General features: G+C 53.0%; 16 protein-coding genes. 2 read left to right on the forward strand and 14 right to left on the reverse strand.

Going from position 1 to position 17,686, the window contains the following annotated elements; genetic code table 11:
- Positions 1-92: 92 nt before the first annotated feature.
- The 11 genes from mobP3 to L9O85_RS09305 all read right to left on the reverse strand — a co-directional run bounded on the left by mobP3 (position 93) and on the right by L9O85_RS09305 (position 13,498).
- Positions 93-1,970 (reverse strand): MobP3 family relaxase, encoded by a 1,878-nt coding sequence (mobP3, locus tag L9O85_RS09255; RefSeq protein WP_301578480.1) that lies wholly within the window; start codon positions 1,968-1,970, stop codon positions 93-95.
- Positions 1,958-2,377: a hypothetical protein gene (locus L9O85_RS09260; RefSeq protein WP_301578481.1), complete on the reverse strand. Its 420-nt coding sequence runs from the start codon at positions 2,375-2,377 to the stop codon at positions 1,958-1,960. The genes mobP3 and L9O85_RS09260 overlap by 13 nt, the downstream gene beginning before the upstream one ends.
- A 188-nt stretch (positions 2,378-2,565) precedes the next feature.
- Positions 2,566-3,111 (reverse strand): helix-turn-helix domain-containing protein, encoded by a 546-nt coding sequence (locus tag L9O85_RS09265; RefSeq protein ID WP_301578482.1) that lies wholly within the window; start codon positions 3,109-3,111, stop codon positions 2,566-2,568.
- Positions 3,108-3,287: a DNA-binding protein gene (locus L9O85_RS09270; protein ID WP_108980977.1), complete on the reverse strand. Its 180-nt coding sequence runs from the start codon at positions 3,285-3,287 to the stop codon at positions 3,108-3,110. The genes L9O85_RS09265 and L9O85_RS09270 overlap by 4 nt, the downstream gene beginning before the upstream one ends.
- A gap of 461 nt (positions 3,288-3,748) precedes the next feature.
- Entirely contained in the window at positions 3,749-3,934 is a 186-nt protein-coding gene (locus tag L9O85_RS09275; protein ID WP_242850314.1) for a hypothetical protein, read from the reverse strand.
- Between the two features lie 205 nt (positions 3,935-4,139).
- Positions 4,140-7,424, reverse strand: a complete 3,285-nt coding sequence (locus L9O85_RS09280) for a DEAD/DEAH box helicase family protein (RefSeq protein WP_301578483.1) — start codon at positions 7,422-7,424, stop codon at positions 4,140-4,142.
- Between the two features lie 29 nt (positions 7,425-7,453).
- Positions 7,454-8,530 (reverse strand): AbiH family protein, encoded by a 1,077-nt coding sequence (locus L9O85_RS09285; RefSeq protein ID WP_301578484.1) that lies wholly within the window; start codon positions 8,528-8,530, stop codon positions 7,454-7,456.
- A 30-nt stretch (positions 8,531-8,560) separates the two neighbouring features.
- A complete protein-coding gene (locus L9O85_RS09290; RefSeq protein WP_301580151.1) occupies positions 8,561-9,748 on the reverse strand; it encodes a restriction endonuclease subunit S in 1,188 nt (395 codons plus the stop codon).
- Positions 9,748-11,244 carry an HsdM family class I SAM-dependent methyltransferase gene (locus L9O85_RS09295; RefSeq protein WP_301578485.1) on the reverse strand — a complete coding sequence of 499 codons (1,497 nt, stop codon included), beginning with the start codon at positions 11,242-11,244 and terminating at the stop codon, positions 9,748-9,750. The genes L9O85_RS09290 and L9O85_RS09295 overlap by 1 nt, the downstream gene beginning before the upstream one ends.
- A gap of 3 nt (positions 11,245-11,247) precedes the next feature.
- Positions 11,248-12,417 carry an HAD family hydrolase gene (locus L9O85_RS09300; RefSeq protein WP_301578486.1) on the reverse strand — a complete coding sequence of 390 codons (1,170 nt, stop codon included), beginning with the start codon at positions 12,415-12,417 and terminating at the stop codon, positions 11,248-11,250.
- A 22-nt stretch (positions 12,418-12,439) separates the two neighbouring features.
- Entirely contained in the window at positions 12,440-13,498 is a 1,059-nt protein-coding gene (locus L9O85_RS09305; protein ID WP_301578487.1) for a Fic family protein, read from the reverse strand.
- 412 nt (positions 13,499-13,910) lie between these two features.
- Here L9O85_RS09305 and L9O85_RS09310 point away from each other — a divergent pair, with 412 nt between their 5' ends.
- Positions 13,911-14,381, forward strand: coding sequence for an RNA polymerase sigma factor (locus L9O85_RS09310; protein WP_301578488.1), 471 nt, complete (start codon positions 13,911-13,913; stop codon positions 14,379-14,381).
- Positions 14,378-15,040: an anti-sigma factor family protein gene (locus L9O85_RS09315; protein ID WP_301578489.1), complete on the forward strand. Its 663-nt coding sequence runs from the start codon at positions 14,378-14,380 to the stop codon at positions 15,038-15,040. Before L9O85_RS09310 ends, L9O85_RS09315 begins: the two co-directional genes overlap by 4 nt.
- 56 nt (positions 15,041-15,096) lie before the next feature.
- Here the strand turns inward: L9O85_RS09315 and L9O85_RS09320 are convergent, their stop codons facing one another.
- From L9O85_RS09320 to L9O85_RS09330, 3 genes are read right to left on the reverse strand one after another with little or no spacing between them, the layout of a single operon-like run.
- Positions 15,097-15,411 carry a DUF6809 family protein gene (locus tag L9O85_RS09320; protein WP_329737178.1) on the reverse strand — a complete coding sequence of 105 codons (315 nt, stop codon included), beginning with the start codon at positions 15,409-15,411 and terminating at the stop codon, positions 15,097-15,099.
- Positions 15,412-15,465: 54 nt separating this feature from the next.
- The gene (locus tag L9O85_RS09325; protein WP_301578490.1) at positions 15,466-16,434 is read right to left on the reverse strand and encodes a tyrosine-type recombinase/integrase; all 969 of its coding nucleotides are present in this window, start codon (positions 16,432-16,434) and stop codon (positions 15,466-15,468) included.
- Positions 16,431-17,141 (reverse strand): tyrosine-type recombinase/integrase, encoded by a 711-nt coding sequence (locus tag L9O85_RS09330; RefSeq protein ID WP_301578491.1) that lies wholly within the window; start codon positions 17,139-17,141, stop codon positions 16,431-16,433. The genes L9O85_RS09325 and L9O85_RS09330 overlap by 4 nt, the downstream gene beginning before the upstream one ends.
- Between the last annotated feature and the right edge of the window lie 545 nt (positions 17,142-17,686).

Consider the following 17,686-nt stretch of genomic DNA (forward strand, 5'->3'; position numbering starts at 1 on the left):
TTGCGGCCCATATTCTGCGCCGCTTACATGGTCATTTCAGGCCACTGCTCCTCATGGTCATCCGGCTTGTGGCCCATAGCAATCTTCTTCTCCTAGATCTTCCGCCTGAGTTTTCGATCCACCTGCTGGCCCATTGGGACGGCGGGCGGCACAGAGTTGTCTTGGAAGATCCGGCTCATGTGGTAGAGCAACTGAGTGACCGCCAGCATCACAGAGGGCGGTCGGAGATCGCTTCTCTGCTCCAGAAAGAACTGGGCGTATGAATTTCCTTGGGCGGCGGAACGGCTGAACCACACCATTGCCTGCGCCTGGTCCTGAGAAAGCCCTTGTCCCGTCAGGTGCAGCTTGCCCAGCATGTACTGGGCGTACTGGTTTCCTGCCTCCGCCGATTTGGTGAACCAATCCGCCGCTCTGGTGGTGTCCATGTTGACAGCGTTTCCCTCCAGATACTCTTTGCCCAAACGGTAAGCGGCGAAGTGGCTTCCGTTTTCCGCCGCCTGTTTCAGCCAACGGATGCCCTCGTCCGGGTCCCGCACTTCCCAATCGTCAGAGAGAAGCAGCTTGCCAAGGGCATACTGTGCTTCAGGCAGGCCCTGTTTCGCTGCCTGAGTGAGCCAGTGTTTGGCCTTGCGGTTGTCAGGAATCAGCAAAGGGCCGTCCCGGTAGAGTTGTCCCATTCGGTATTGCGCATAGGCGTCGCCGCACTCTGCCACCTGTTCCAACTTCTCTGCCGCCCGGTCACGGTAGTCCAGAGAAATGTCCTCGTTCCGAATGATTCGCCACAGTTCCCGGCAGGCATTGGACTCACGATGCGCCGGTTCCGGCTCGTCGTGCTCAGCCAAGTCATCGTCCTCGAAGGAGATCTCACCCAGACGGATGTGCTCCGCCTCCTGGATGACAGCGTTTTTGATCTGCCGGAACTCTTTCTCCTGGGACAGCCTTTTCCGTTCTCTGGGGTTGTCGTGGTAGTAGCTCTCTACCTCGCCCTGGAGCCTGCACCACCGGTCGTAGCACTCACGCACTACCGGCAGCTCCTCCAGCTTGTCCACTACCTCATCCACGGTTTTCTTCACGGACTTGGGAAGGTAGCCATAGGACTTTTTGCCCTTGACCGTTTCCAGCTGTCCGGCCAGCTGCTCCATCTTCTGCTCAATCTCAGGAGCCGTACAGATGCTTCGTGTCATCTCCTGGGTGAGATGCCGGATCATGCGGCGGGCCTCCCGCACCAGTTCGTCTCTCGACTGTGACTTCTGCTCATAGGTGTGGAGCATCTCCTGTTTGAAGATCTGATTGGTGAGCGTGGATTTGATATTGCGGATGCCGTCCCGCGTGAGATATGCTTCTCCCGGTTGTGTCGACCATGCCATCATGTGGACATGGGGATGCTTGCCCTCATCGTGGAAGGCAGCGTACCAGCGGAAGTGGTTCGGTTGAATATTCATGGCGGCGGCAATTTCATTGCGATTTGCTCGGAGCAAATTCCGCCACGCTTTGGCATTGTCATATCCAAGACGCGCAGCGTCCTCTCGCTTCAGGGAGAGAATATGCGTCCACACATTTCCGTTGTACTGATCCAGTTCCTGCATGGCCTGTTCCAAACTCACAGTCTCCTCATCACCAAAGAGCCCGTGATTACCAAGCCGTTCCGCACGAGGCCGAGTAGCGATGTACTTCATGTAGTCGTCTGACTGCTGCACTTGAGACCAGTTTTCCTCCAGTGCTCGGGTGATAAAGACAGAGGCATTGGCCTTGGTGGGCGTGTCTTTGTAATCGGAATACTCGCCCAGCTCCCTGGCCTCCGGGAAATCCTTTGTCAGTTTGGTGATGAGCTGCTCCTGTTTGCGGGTGGGTGGACGGTCATCCGGGAGGATCTCCACCCGTTCCCGTGTACCGATATACCGCAGATAGCCGCTGACCGAACTGCCGCCTCCACACTTGAGATAAGGACTTTTCACAATCAATCCTGCCACTCATCGTCCTCCTCCCAAGCGTCCCGCACCCGCTGCTCCAGCGAGATGCGGCCATTGGTTTTCCGCACATTTTGAACGCTCTCCGCCCGCCGTCGGCGCAGATCTTCGCCACTGAACTGATACGCGTCGGCGAGGATACTGGCCACCATGTCCTGCTCCACTGCCTGCCGGAAGGCGATGGAGGACAGCCGCACCTCCAGCTGTCCCATCCTTCCGTCCAGGTAGGACTTGATGGAGGTGGGGAGAAACAGTCCGGCGTTGTTGGCGCTGAGGTAGTCCAGATAAAAGTCCACCGCCCGCTCAATGAAGGCGGTGATGCTCCGGCTCCCGTCCTCCTGATACCGGCGCTCCAGGATAGCCTTTTTCTCCGGCGACAGGTAGAGTGGGAATTTCTCTTTTTTGCTCATAATGTTCTCCTTTCCGGGGGGTTGACCCCTGTTTTTTCCTTGTGGCAGTAGGCTTTCGGGGATTGTGACCGCAGAGATGATGTCACAGTCCGGATTTTGACCCCATTTCCAATCCCCGCAAAAGCCCCCGCAACTGCCCGCACTGCGGGCAGAGGTGCTTCTGACGGGGGCGCTTGCGACCCCGTCGTTTATCCTGCTTTTTCTTTCGTCCCCGGGAGCACCTCCGAAAGCGGGCCAAATCGGGCCTCCAACCCCGGGTCGGCACTGGGACTCGCTTCCTCTCCGAAAGGCGCACACAGGGCGTTCTGGGGGCTTTCACGGGCCGATTCTGCGAGGCGTTCCACCGCCCTCTGGCGGGCGGCATCCTCCTCCAGTTGCTGGAACTGCCGCTCGTAGAACAATTCGATTGCCGCCTGGATCGGACGGATGGTGTAGAGCAGATTCCCGTTGAGGGGCCTGCCGTCTTTGCTCCGCACCATCGTCGGCTCGGTGCGGATGAGACCTTTCTCCTCCAGGCTGCGCACATACTTGCTCACGGTGTTCTCACTCATACCCAGCGCCTTGCCGATGGTCTTGTAGCTGGGGTAGCACTGGTATGTTTCTCTGTCCTCGATGCTCAGCAGATAGCAGTAGATGGAGATCTCCGGGTAACTGAGACCGATGTGAAATACTTCATTGGGGACCTTGAAATAGTTTTTGTCGGGATCTCGTTTAGGCCACTGTTGGAACTTCATATAGCACCTCCCGTATGCTCCTCCATCCACTGAATGTACTTTTCTTTCGGCACTACCATGCAGCTGCCCACACGCAGTACCGGGAAATCCGGTTCGTGCATCAGTTCATACCCACTGGACGGTGATGTGCCCGGCACCGTTGCCTCGCCGTAGTTCTTGTAGACAGATTCTTTCATGTTGACCATCTCCTTCTCAAAACTCCCTCTACTTCTTTAGCCGCGAACATTTGCGTGTGACATAGATTTGACATAATGTTTGGATGGTGTCCGAGTTGCCTCTCTACTTGTATTGGGGAAATCACATCCTATTGACATACATTTGACAGAAAAACGGAGCGTCTGCTTTGTAGCAGGCGCTCCGTTTTAGGTTGGATTATTTACTTATGTGCTGGTTTCCGCAGTCGGCATGTACCCTCCGCCTCATCTCGTTCTTTCAGCAGACGAGCCAGGGCAAAGAAGAATTTCTTTTGCTGATAGTCCACGCTGCCACGGTTCAGTTGATGGGCTTCTGCCTACTTGCGAATGGACAGGCCATCCACGAACCGGTCCCCGGAAGCCTTCTTCCTCCAGCCGCTCTATGGCTTCCCCTGAGATCTTCATATTGAGCAATCGCTTATACTTAGCTTTCCGCTCGCCGTTCACCTCGATAAAAGCGCAGAAGGACTTTTGCTGGAGGTGTAGTACTTGGGAGCATCTGCGAAGGGATAGGTGGTCCAGATGACACTTTCCTCGCCGGTGTCGACGTCGGTGGCCAGCGAGGCCACATAGACCACCTTGCCATCGTACCGCCGGTAGTACCCGGCACGGATTTTTCTTTCTGTCATCTGGTCACCCCCTATTTGTCTTCCTGCCCTCAGTACAGCGGAGCACGGAACCGTTGTAAATGGAAGAGGCTTTTCTTTGTTTTATTCCCCCGTAGAATTTGAGGGTCACATTCTATTACGCCTGCGGTTCTAACTAAGGAACAGGTCAAGAATCTCTGAGCTAATGAAGACCGACTCTCCCTCTTTTTTATTCCTGCGGCTTAATCTATGCCGCGGCGTTGGCATTGATCCGGTCGATGACACTTTTGATCCCAGCCCACAGGGACAGATCTGTGAAAATCTCCACGATACTTCCACGATCTGTGAAGGGCGGTTCCTGAAGCACAGACAGATCCTTCATGACTCCATTATGGACAATATACTCCACGATCTGGTTGACGAAGTAGATCTGCCGGCTGTCCAGATTGACATCGTTTAAGTACTGGGCAAAGGCCTCCTTGGCGGCGTTCATATCCATACCTACGATCTCCCGGACGAACTCCCCCAGAGGTTTCTGCCCCACCTCGGCCTCATAGTCTTGTCTGGTGCCCACCTCACTCCAGAGGATGGACTCCAACGCCTTTACATCCTCCGCCGTCAGCGGCACATTTGAGCGCAGCTTGGCGATAGCGGGCTTGTCCTGATGCTGGCGCACATAGAACTCCGCCTTGGCCTTGTAGTTTTTCAGGTCGTCGTTCTCCAGCTCCGACTCCTTCCACTCCACGGAGAGGATATCGTCCGTAAAATTGGTGTTGTAAATCGCGCCGTCGTGGGGCAGATACTTCATCAGATTCCGCAGGCACTCCCGGATGTGCTCAAACTCGTTGATCCCGGCGTTGTCCAGGTAGTCGGTATGCAGGATCTTCTCGATGAGTTCCGATTGGGCCCGGATCTCCGGGATGTTGGCCACGCTGGCCACGCCGCTGACCTTCTTCACCAGGTCCTTTCGGGCTTTCTTATAGGTCTTGCCCACCAGATAAGCCAGCTCGATCCCGTACATCAGCGCGTCGAACCGCACGGCGCTGGCCTCGTCCATATCCGGCTGGAGCAGGGGGGCCACTTCCTCTTTCAGATGAAGCGTATCCTCATAGCTGAGGGCCTGGTAGCTCGCCGGGTCGGCGAACTTCTCCACATACCGCAGGTGCTGCCGCACGGCGAAGTTCTCCCGGTCCAGCTGCTGCACCTTGGCCAGCATCTCCTCCACCAGCTTCTCCCGGAATGGAATCAGGTCTTCAGTCTGATAGGCCAGGTCCTGGAGCTTGTAGACGATCTGGGCTTTCAGATAGAAGATGGCACTTTGCAGGGCCATCTGGTTGGCAGTGGCCTTGCCCTTGTTCATTCGGAAGAACTCAAAGTTGCCGCACAGGTCGAAGATGTAGAACTTGGTTTTGTCCTCCCCGTCTATCAACCCCGGACACAAACGGGTACCCCGGCCGATCATCTGCCAGAACTTCGCCTTGCTCATAACCTTCTTGAAGAACACCAGGTTCAGCACCTCGGGTACATCAATGCCGGTATCCAGCATGTCCACGGAGATGGCAATCTGGGGCAGCTTTTTCGGGTCAGAGAATTCGTCGATGGCGCTCTGGGCGTAGGTCATGTAGTTGTCGATGACCTTGGCATAGCCGGGCAGGTGTGGATACTCTTTGCCGAAGACCTCCAGAATTTTTTCGGCGTGGCGGTGGTTCTTGGCGAAGATGATGGTCTTGCCCAGCTTCTCCCCGTAGTCGATCTTCAGGCCATTGGTCATCAGCAGGTTCAGGGTCAGACGGATGGTGTCCTCGTTGAACAGCCACTCGTTGAGGGCGGAGGACTCAATCCGCTCGGGCAGCTCCCCGTTCTCGTCAGTAAAAGTGGCCTCATACTCCGCCTTTTCCTCCTCGGATAGGTCGGCGTAGGAAATGCCCTCCTCCAGGAATTTCAGCTTGCTCTCCACGGTGAGGAAGTCCACCAGGAAACCGTCCTTTACCGCCTGGGCCAACTCGTAGCCGTAGGTGGACACGCCGCTCTCCAGTTCAAAGACCTCATAGGTGTTCTTATCGATCTCGTCTTTAGGGGTGGCGGTGAGGCCCACCAGAGGGGCATCGAAGTAGTTAAAAATGTCCCGGTACTTGTTGTAGATGGAACGGTGGGCCTCGTCGCAGATCACCAGGTCAAAGTGGCCTACGGTAAACAGCTTGCCCTCTCCGTCCTCCACCGAGTCGATGCAGTTCATCATGGTTTGATAGGTGGAAAAGACGCAGTGGGCGGTGTAGTTGTCTTTCTCCTCGCACAGGTTGGTCACGGAGAGGTCGGGCAGCAGGTTCACAAAGCTGCGCTTGGCCTGGGTGACCAAGGAGTTGCGGTCAGCCAGGAAGAGGACATTCTTTACCCAGCCGTGCTGAAGGAGCACCTTCACCAGGGCGATGACCGTGCGGGTCTTACCGGAGCCGGTGGCCATGACCAGCAGGGCCTTCCGGCGGTTCTGGGCCAAAGCCTGACAGGTGGCTTTGATTGCCCCCTCCTGATAGTAGCGTCCCGCGATGGCGTGGTCCACCTGGATGTACTTGAGGCTTGTCCGCATGTCCCGAAGGTTGAAGAGCTTCTCCAGATCCCGCTTGGAGTAGAAGGCGGCCACCTTCCGCTCCGGGTAGGCCCCGTCGTCCAGGCGGGTGTCAAAGCCGTTGGTGAGGAAGATCACCGGGCGGCGGCCATACTTCTTTTCCAGAATTTTGGCGTACTCCTGTGCCTGCTGGCGGCCCTTGGACGGGTCCACACAGGTGCGCTTGGCCTCGATGACGGCCAGGGGGCGGTGGGCATCATCGTAGAGCACATAGTCGGCATAGCCCACCTCGCTCTTGTTGGGCATACCGGGCAGCTCCACCTCATTGAGCCAGTCCTTCCCTTCCGTCCAGCCCGCGTCGGTGAGCATGGCGTCAATGTACAGCTTGCGGGTCTCGTACTCGGACAGGTCCAGGGGCTTGGGGGTGTAGCTGGGCTGCTGGGCCTCCCGACGGGCGGTGAGCTCTGCCCGTAGAGCCTCATTTTCCGCCATGAGGGCGGCCAGGTCCACCTCCGGCACGGGAGCGGGAGCCGGGGTGGCGGTCTGCTGCTCCAGCAGGGCCGGGTCAAATTCTCCGGGCGTATAAGTCGTGCCGTAGCAGCAGGCGATAAAGTCCATGAAGTACCATAGATTTTCCAGGCACAGCCGGGCCTGCTCCGGAGCGATCTTCCTGCTGGTATGGGCGGCGGCGTTGCCTGTCTGGCGGATGTACTTGAGACGCTGCCACAGATCCCGGTCCACGATGGCCCGAAAGTCCTCGGTGTCCATAAGGCTGGCCAGCCGGTCATCGTAGGGCATGACTAACCCGCCGTCCACGGAGTACATCCATTTGACAGCAAACTCCATACACCGGCGGCAGTTCAGGGCACAGGCCGCCGGGTCGATGGTATAGATTTTTTCCGCTGCGACAGCGACCTCTCCGAAGACGGTAAATTGGGGGTCGGAGAGGAGAAAATCAAAGTTGGTCATGGCATCACCTATAATACAAAACAGATTATCTACACCTCTACGGTAATTTGTTCAGTCCCTTCTGACACTCTCCTAACAGAAGGATTTGCAATATTATGTATGCTTTGAAAGATATTTTCTCCAGTTATATGAATACGGTTTTCAATGAGTTTCTTTTTCTCTTCGGCAAGTTGAGAATGCTCCATAAATTGTCGACGCTGTTCGCGTTCAAACCGCTGATAACGACGAGGAAAAACTCCCTTTGGCGGCATCTCATATTTTTGTAAAATTAAATGACGCGTATTATCCTCAGCTAACCATGTGCAAATTCGATCCCACCACAAATTATCTGTGTCACCAACGGACATTCCGTAAACATATATTATTTTACTGTTTGTTAGCATTTGATTCGCTTTTCCATCAGTATTTTCCAGATAGGATGCATTTGCTTGCCTTTTTATAAGTAAACTTTTGTATAAATCTCCATCGTCACAATCAAACAATTTTACATTAAGGATTTGTGACTCATCATTTACTCCAAACACCATGTCCTTTTCAACAGTTCCGTGGACATGGCATATTTGTCCAATTGTATGGTTTAATGTTTGAGAACCGTGTTTATGCGTTCCAATTATAGAATTTTTTTCTTTCAGTACAGCAAGACATTGGTCTAAAGTGCGAGTATAGTTATAGCAAATAAAATTGAAACTAATTCCTTCAGATACACAATTCTTATATACGCCATCCAACACTGCTCGTTCTTGGGTCGGGAAGGATGAAGTTATATTATTCAGATGAGAAAATGCTTTAAAAATTGCATCTTTATTAGTCGAATAATCAATACGCAGCTCTTGTTCTTTTAAATATAACGCTAAATTTTGGCAAAAATCATCTTGACATTCCGAAAACCATTCTCCTTCACCACCGCCAAACTCACCGGTATACTTTCCAAACGCAAGCTCTGCAGATGACCATAGTTCTTCGTTTTCGGTAATGAAGGAGCGGAAGTTCTTTAAGGCTTGAGTGTTTGCATCCGATTCCTTGTACACTTTGATAAAATCAGAATATGTAGTATCTAAGCCAAGATTTCTATCAAATCCGTTACCAATCAAAAAAGTAACATTCATGTCTCTCTAAAATTCTCCCGTTCCATTCATCTATCCAAAATATTGCTGCAGCAAGGCTTTTTTCAGTGCTTCCAGTTTATCAAGGCTCCGCCGAATCGTCAATTTTGATTTCTCCACGCTTTCGGCAAAAGAAGCAAATTGATTTTGTATACTGATTTCTGGCATAGGTATTTGAATTGCTTTAAACTTCTCCATGGAAACATTATACATGGAACCGCTTGTCCCTGTGGATGCTGCCGAAAACTTGTTTCGAATAGTCTGACTACTTAGAATATACTTCATGTAAATTACATTAGTTAGATCAGAAAAACGGATTTTCCATAACTTATCTGGCAAAATCAACTCGGGATAATCTTCCCTGATAATTGCTGTGGCACCCACCATTTCTTTTGTATTTGCACGACTAAACAGTAGATCACCTTTTTGTGGGGAAACATATTTTTTTATGTTTTCTTGGTCATCTAAAACCTTGCATTCTTCTGGAATAAAATAGCCTTTTGTTACTGCACTAACCTTTAAAACGGCAATTTCACCCGCTTTTTTCTCTCGTTGTTTTCCGTTTCCACTCCATCCAGAATCAATTGATTTGATTACTGAGCCAATTTCTACAATTAACCAATTCATTGGATTGGTCTCTGGGTCGCCAAACATCTCCACAAGCCGGGCTTTGACCAACAGGTCCAGCTTGTCCAGCTGCGCCCGGCGCTTGGCGATCAGGCCGCTGACCTTGTCCAGTGTGGCGGCAATGCGGCGCTGCTCCTCCAGCGGCGGAAGCGGCATCTCAATTTCTTTTAGTGCTGTAACGGTAAAACTTGCTTGATTTACAGATTTCTTTGTAATTCTTTGAATCTGGTTCAAAAACATATTAGTTTCAAAATAATATGCTGCAAATGGAGGATAGGCAAGAGCTTCATTTGCACGTAGCATTAGCAAGTTCATTCCGTGAATGATTATTTCATTTCCTTGTTTTTTATAAAGAGCTACTTTTCCCAAATGTTTCTCGCTGTTGATATGCGACATTAGAATGTCTCCATCTTGAAGAATGTACCCACGATACTTATCGGCACCTTTAATTCCTGCATATCCAAGTTTATTTCGATCAACCTCTCTGTTCGAGATTGTCTCAATTCTGGTAATTGGAAGCCCGCCTGCACCATCTGTTTGTTTAATAGATGCGCCATTTCGTATGACCGAAAAAACATCCCCCAATCTCGCCATCACACCATCTCCTCCAGCTCCGCCAGCCCCTTGGTGATCTCCATCTCCAGCTCCTTGAGGTCGGCCAGAATCTCCTGGGTAGAGGGGTACTCCACGGGGACATACTCCACCTTCTTGTACTTATTGATAGACAGGTCATAGCCGTTCTGGGCGATCTCCTCCCTGGGCACCAGGAAGGACTGCTCGGTGCGTTCCCGCGCCTTTTCCCCCTCACGGTTGTGGAATCGGGCCACAATATCGGGGATGTCGTTCTCCTTTACCTCGGTGCGCTTGTCATCCAGAGAGAAGCCATCGGCCTTCATGTCGTAAAACCACACATCATCCGTGCCGCCGTGGCCTGTTTTGGTGAACACCAGCACCGCCGTAGATACCCCGGCGTAGGGCTTGAACACCCCGGAGGGCATGGAAATCACCGCCTCCAGCCGGTTGCCCTCCACGATCTCCCTGCGGATGTCTTTGTGGGCCTTGGAGGAGCCGAACAGCACCCCGTCGGGCACGATGACGGCGCACCGCCCGCCCACCTTCAGCATCCTCAGAAAAAGGGCCAGGAACAGCAGCTCGGTTTTCTTGGTCTTGCACACCTTCAGCAGGTCGGCGGACACGATGTCCGCGTCCAGGCTCCCCTTGAAGGGGGGATTGGCCAAAATGAGGGTGTACTTCTCCCGGTCGATGTTCTGGTCGCTGAGGCTGTCCCGATACTCAATGTAGGGGTTGTCGATGCCGTGGGTCATCATGTTCATGGCCCCGATGCGCAGCATAGTGCGGTCCATGTCGTAGCCATGGAACATGTGGTTCATGTAGTGGTCCTTCTTCTGGTGGTCAAAGAAGATTTCTTCTTTCCTGTTCTCCTTCAAATACTCGCCGGCCGACACCAGGAAGCCGCCGGTGCCGCAGGCCGGGTCGCAGATCACATCATCCGCCCGGGGGGCCATCATGTCCACCATCATGCGGATGATGTGCCGGGGGGTGCGGAACTGGCCGTTAACCCCGGCGGTGGCGATTTTGGACAGGAGGTATTCGTAGATGTCGCCCCGGACATCGGCGTCGTGGAGCTGCTCCGCCTGGGCGTAGATCTCGTCCATGGCGGTGACGATCTTGTCCAGCATCAGAGGCGTGGGGATCTTGAAAATGGCGTCCCCCATATACTTGGCGTAGGCACTGTCCTTGTCGGCGTGGAGGTTCTTGATGAAGGGGAACACCCACTCCTGCATGACGGAATACATCTGTCCGGCGGGAAAATCGTGGAACACTGACCATTTGAGCTGATTGCCCGGAATGGTCCGCTCCCCCACCTGCACCTCGCCGGAAAAGATGCTCTTGTGGGGCAACCCCAGCATAGCGCTCTCCTTGGCCCGCTGGTTGTCGGCGGCGTCCAGGTCGTGGATGAACATGAGATAGGTCATCTGCTCCACCACATCCAGGGGGTTGGTAATGCCGCCGGTCCAGAAGGTCTCCCAGAGGCGGTCGATTTTGTTTTTCAGTTCACCGTTCAGCATAGTTTATTCCTCATTCTCCAACAGTTCTCGTATAATTTTTACTTCTTCTGTCTCTTTTTTGACCTTACCTAACAGTTGGCTGTAAAACAGTTTCACATCAGTATCACGGATGATGTACCGTACCTGGCTGTTGTTCGCCGCAATTCGGAACAGCAGGCTCAATTCTGCAGGTGACCAAGTATTGTATCGGCTCAACTTCTTGATTACCTCATGAGTCCTTGTAAAACTACGGCTGTTCTCCAACGAAATCAACGAATCCGTCTTTTCCAGTTCTTCTTCGCTGTTTTGCTTGTCTGCCTCAATATTTTCCTTTTTACACCTGAAATGGATTCCTTCCAGTCTCTCATTGGTCGCAGTCCTGTCAATGATCGCTTTCACAAGCTCGTCCAATTGGGTACCTTCCGAATAATCAGCAGGTGCAAAGTATCGGATCCGCCCCTCCCGCATCATCTTGTAGACCTTTGTCTTATCCAATGTATCTGCATTATAGACTCCAATCGAGTGTCCGCCATAGGTAGTAACCAACTTCATACAGGGGATATCAGTGTCACTATCACCTATGTAGATCATATTGCGGAAGGGCACTCGGATGTCCTCCGGAGCAAACGACTCATTCACGCCTGGATCATTGATATCCAAAACGCCTTTCTCAATCCGAAATAAAAACTGCGTCTTATTGGTGTAATTGACCACCTGTGCGGGCCACTTGGCTACGCCTTTTTCGCTGTAGAAGAAGGTGCTTGCATAGATCTTCTCAAATTCATTGGCAATGGCAGTTCCCTCGATCATCTCCTTCAAGCCGGAGGAAATGATATAGTGCTCCACTATGACACCATGATCTTCTCCGTACTCCCGGATGCGGCGGAACCAATCCTCTACACCCGAAAACAAACGGACCTTGGTGCCGTACTCCAGCAGTGCTTTCTTCGTGAATAGGACACGACCTTCTGCCGTCTCCATCATCTTGAACATATATGCCAGGTTCTGGTCCATATCGTTACTACCAGCCAAACCATTGGACTCTTGCCAGAATTTAGAAATCTCATACCCAACAGCCTGAATAAACCCCTGCGCCTGCATATCGTCCGGCGAAAGTGTCTTATCAAAATCATAACAGATCGCAACAACCGGCCGTTCTTCCTTGTATTTTCTGATGTATCCGCCATTGGGCATATGCTCATCTCCTCTGCATATTTTATAATTTCTCACTGTTCCAAATATAGGCGGTATAGCGCCCGCCGCTGAGTTTCAGAATTTCCCCGCTCTTCTGCAGGTCGGCCAGAGTGCGCTGTATCGTGATTTTACTAATATCGGGGCACTGCTGGATGATCTCCGCCTTGGTAACCTTCCCCAGGGTACCCTTGATGATCTCCCGGATACGGTCCGGCTTACTTATGCCACTGACGGCCAGAACCTGCACACGGGCGGAAAAGTCCCGGTAGGCCGCCGCCACTACGCCCAGGGTATAGCGCACAAAGGGGGCATAGTCGCTGGTTCCCTCGTGCCATCCTTGGGAGCTCTGCTGGAAGGTCTCATAATAGGTTTCCTTGCTCTCCTCAATGAGTTTTTCAATACTGATATATTTGCCCACGATATAGCCTGCCCGGTAGAGCAACAGCAGGGTCAGCAGGCGGCTCATACGGACGTTACCATCGTTAAAGGGATGAATACAGAGGAAGTCCAGAATGAACATGGGAATCAGCAGCAGCGGATCCATGTCACCCTTCCCCACAGCCTCCTCGTAGGCTCGGCAGAGGCTGTCCACCGCCTCCGGCGTCTCCCAGGCCGGAAGGGGTTGAAAACGAATGCTTTTATTTCCCTGAGTATCCGTCTCGGCGATTACATTGTCCGCTGTTTTATAGTGCCCGCCGTAGGACGCGCCGCTGAATTTATAGAGATCTCGGTGGAGCTGCAGGATCATAGAGGCTTTGGGTGGGATATAGTCAAAGCTCTCATGGATGGTGGCCAGCACATCGCGGTAGCCAGCGATCTCCTGCTCGTTCCGGGTGCGGGGGGTGGTCTTGTCCTGCACCAGCTTTTTCAGGCGCTCGTCCGAGGTATAAATGCCCTCGATTTTGTTGGAGGCCTCGGTGCTCTGGATCTTGGCGATCTCCACCAGTTTGGTCAGGGTATCGGCCTTGGCCTCGATAAACAGAGCCTGTTCTCCCTTGTATTCATGAATCTGAGTCAGCAGGGCCACGATATCCGGGACAAGCAGCTTTTCATAGTTTTTGGCAAAATCGTAGGTGCGCATTCTGTACCCCACTTTAGGTCAATTTTATCATTTTTCTCATAATGATATAATTAAACTATATCAAGTAATCTTGTTCGTGTCAAGGTTCAACTATATCATTTTAACGAAAATGATATAGTTGAGCCTTTGAAAAGTAGTTGTTGCGGCTGTTGGACCTGTACGGGTATCTCTTTGACCGCCGCAGCTTCGGACCCATACAGTGGCCCACAGGGCGAAGCTGGCGGCAAGTGCCGTGACTGTAGGTCGGATGTTCAGCAACCGACTGTCTGTGCTCATCGCACAGCTTGCTTGATCGCTCACTCTTTCAAAAACAAGCGGCAAAGTTGTTCTCGCCAGAAAATAAAAGGCAGCATTAATTTTGTAACAACTCGTACCGATGTGCGGCATATAGGCAGAAAGCGAGGTGATGTGGATGGATTTCGATCAGTTGTACAAGGAGCAGTTCCCAGTGGTGTACCGCTATCTGGCAGGACTCTGTGGGAACCAAGCGTTGGCGGAAGAATTGACTCAGGAGACCTTCTGCCGCGCCATTGAACACAGCGCCTCCTTTCAAGGAAAATGCCGGCTGTCCGTATGGTTGTGCCAAATTGGGAAGAACTGTTGGCTCTCCTACTTGAGAAAGGCAAAGCGGCAGGCGGGAGATGAGGCTCTGGAGCAGATGACCTCCCCTCAGAATGTAGAAGAGGATTTGCTCATCCAGGAAAATGCCCGCCAGATCCATCAGCGGCTCCATGCTCTGCCAGAGCCATACCGGGAGGTGTTTACCCTGCGGGTCTTTGCGGAACTACCTTATACACAGATCGGCGAATTGTTCGGCAAATCTGAAAACTGGGCCAGAGTGACTTATTATCGTGCGAAACAGAAAATCAAGGAGGGGTTATGATGAAATGTGATATCATCCGCGACCTGCTGCCCCTGTACTGCGACGGGCTGTGCAGCGAGGCCAGCAAGCAGGAGATCGAAGCCCATGTGGCACAATGCCAGGAATGCCACGCCTGTTTGGCGGAAATGAAGGAGGAGGCTCCTGTCCCCTCGCTCTCTCAGGAGTCGGAAACGGAAGCCCGTGTTCTTCAGGAAGTGAAGAAGAAGTTTTCCCGTGGGCGCCGGCGGGCGGTTGTGTTTGCGGTGGCGATCATGCTGATCTTCTCCATTGTTTTGGCGGGGGCAGCTGATGTCCCGCAGCCGGTGGCCTATACGGACGGTCTGGTGACGGCAGAGCTTGCGGTGGATGAGGTAATTGACCTCTACTATCACGGCGGGAGCTACGATTCTTTCCACGGCTTCAGCCGGGAGATGGACGGACGGAATGCTGTTTTCCTCTATTTTGACCGTACCCTTCGCTCGGATGTGATGCCGAACCGTGAGGGACATTTGTGCATCGGTAACGGGCTGCTGACCGACTTTGAGACAGCCACCTATCAGGTAGATCGGCAGGTGGATGCGGTCTACTATTTGGTGGGAGATTATCTGAAACTCCCCGGTCTGGCGCAGGCCGAATTTGAGCAGGCCGTGGTGGATGCGGTCCTTCTGTGGGAACGCTGAACCAAGCCTACAAGCAGAATGCCTGGGCAGCTTTTCGAGAGCTGCCCAGGCTCATTTTATATTTCGTCTTCCCATACACAATGAGCGCCCGTTCTCCTGGTCCGACAGGAGAATGAGCGCTCGTTTTCATCGTTGTGCAGTTCGATTGAGAGCCTCCATGCCAGTTCAAAGCCAGCCACAAAGCTGTCGAGGGATGTCTGTTCTCTAATAGAATCCTGGGCATCGATGATGCGCAGCACCAGTTTTCGCTCCGGCTTTTCCAGAGCTGCAATCAACGCCTTATGGCACTCCTCCACTTCGTTCTCCTGTTCGTCAAGCTCCGGGCGGACATAAAAGTAATCATACAGCTCTTTGAGCAGTTTGTTTTCCATCGTCATCATCTCCTTGTGACCCAAACATATACCACACCTTCCGCAGAATATCCATCAGAATCTCAGAAGATTATACAGAATATTTGCCGCTTCCCTAAGATCTTCCGTGGATGCTTCATTGGGCTTGCTTTCGCTTTTGGCGGCAGTATGGGCCAGGTATGGTGCATAGTTCTGTCGCGTCATTGCGATCCTGAAGTGGCCCAGCATTTGAGAAACCTCTTTTGTGTCCATTCCGTTTTGCAGGGACAGGACGGCACAGGTGTGCCGGAGATCCGCAAACCTGATGTGATCCAGCCCGGCCTCTTTGATGACCTCATTGTGCAGACGGCGCACCATCTGGGGTGAATAGGGCCTCTGGGTGGCCGGGTGCATGAACATGAGAGGGCTTCCCGGATGTTTGGCGTGTTCCAGGCGCAGGAGTTCAACCGCTTCCTGGGTCAGACTGACGATCCTGGTGCCGTCTTCATACTCCACCAGCTCCCGTCGCTCCACCGAGCGATTCTCCGTAATGGTCAGTGTCCGCTCTTTTACATCCAGGTCGCTCCATTTCAGAGCAATCAGTTCGCATTGCCGAAGTCCCGCCGTCAGCGCCAGCAGGAACATGGGGAGGTGACCCAGCCGCTCTGCCGCGTCCAGATAGTCCTCCACTTCTGATGCCGTCAGTACATTGGCGCTGACCTTCTTGGGCTTTGGATAGTGAAACCTACGGGCGGGGTTGTCCGCTATCAGCCCATCTCGGATCGCCTGATCCAGACATTGCTGGAGCAGCCGGAGGATGTGCCGCATAGTGTGTTCGCCCAGTCCTGGGTATTCGGGACTTTCCGGGCGATGACCGCCAAAGTGCCTGCGCTCCTCCAGGAAATCTCCCACCTGCTCCACGGTCAATTCAGAGAGTGGGATCTCCCCCAGGCCAGGGAGGATATGGTTCTTAAAGATGTAACCGTGGGCCGCGTAGGTAGTCGGCCTGCTCTGGTTCTTGTCATAGACCTCCTGCCAGCGGAGGATATACTCTCTCAGCGTCATATCCCCACCTCCCCGCATTGGTGTTGCAGGTTCCGGAAGGCCGCCCACGGCAACCCCGCCTGTTTGAGTATCCGCTTGTGGAGGTAGTAGAACTCGTGGAGCTGATACGGCGCTCCGGTCTTGGGGTTGAGGAACACATAGCGGCCGGTTTCCGGTATCTGCTCCAGGAGATGCTCCGCCTTGCTGTTAAGGGTCAGCAGGCGCTGCCCCTTGAGGATGTACCGGCAGCGGATATGAAAATCGGCCCACGACAAGGTGATGAGTTCACATTGCCACAGGCCGCTGGAGAGTCCTGTGTAGATGAGAGGGAGTGCGCCCAGTTGTTCCGCAGCGTTCAGATACCGCTGGAGCTGCCCCAGGCGTAAGGGAGCTGTTTCATACTCTTCTGCTTGTGGCTCCTGGCAGAGTCGCACCGGGTTGTATGGAATGCGCTGATCGCGGGCCGCTTCATCCACACAGCGCCGCAGGAGCAGATGAATGCACCAGACGCTTCTGGCGCTGAGTCCCTGGCTCCGCAGGCTGTCATAGAAGCTGGTGACGGTGCATTCTGACAGTTCCACCAGCGGGATACCCCCGATTCCGGGGAGAATGTGGCGGTAGATCAGGTTGCGGTATCCGCCCACGGTGCTGCCGCTCCATCTGCCCCGGTTCTCGCAGAACCAGCGGTTGCACCACCGGCCTACCGTGAAGTCCGTTTCTTTCTGCATATTGTCGCCTCCTTTCGGCAACCGAACAATACCACAGAAAGAGGGAAATAGCCACTACTTTATTGCCCCGTATATGCTTTTATTGTCTTTTGTACGGCGGCATGGTAGAATGAAATAACTTTGGGGAGACAGCCGTTGATTTGCGTGGAGACGAGCTGCGCTCAGACTGCCGGTGGGACGGGCCTTATTTTTTGTTTATGCGGCGCAGTTTCTGCGCCTCTGTTCTGAGGTGATTGGCCTGTCATCGCCCCCATTAAACCGGGCGGAACATCTTTTAATACACAGAATCCAATCCCACACAAATCCCAAAAGACGAAAGGGGTTTCTTGAAACAAGCAGGGCAAAAGAGTTCTAAAGAGGAACTGCCCAAGCAGAGGAAAGGGCCAAAGAGGGCGGTAGAGTACCGGTTGAAGGTTACGACACACATTTGGGAGCTGGATGTCGTGCGTTCGAGTCTCCCCACTCGGGCCAAACAATGATAATCTGAACTACATTGTCCAAGTGGGTAATGTGACCGGATTTATCATTTCTATCGAAATGTTAGT

Origin of the sequence: Lawsonibacter asaccharolyticus (genome assembly GCF_022453915.1) — a bacterium.
Classification (GTDB): domain Bacteria; phylum Bacillota; class Clostridia; order Oscillospirales; family Oscillospiraceae; genus Lawsonibacter; species Lawsonibacter asaccharolyticus.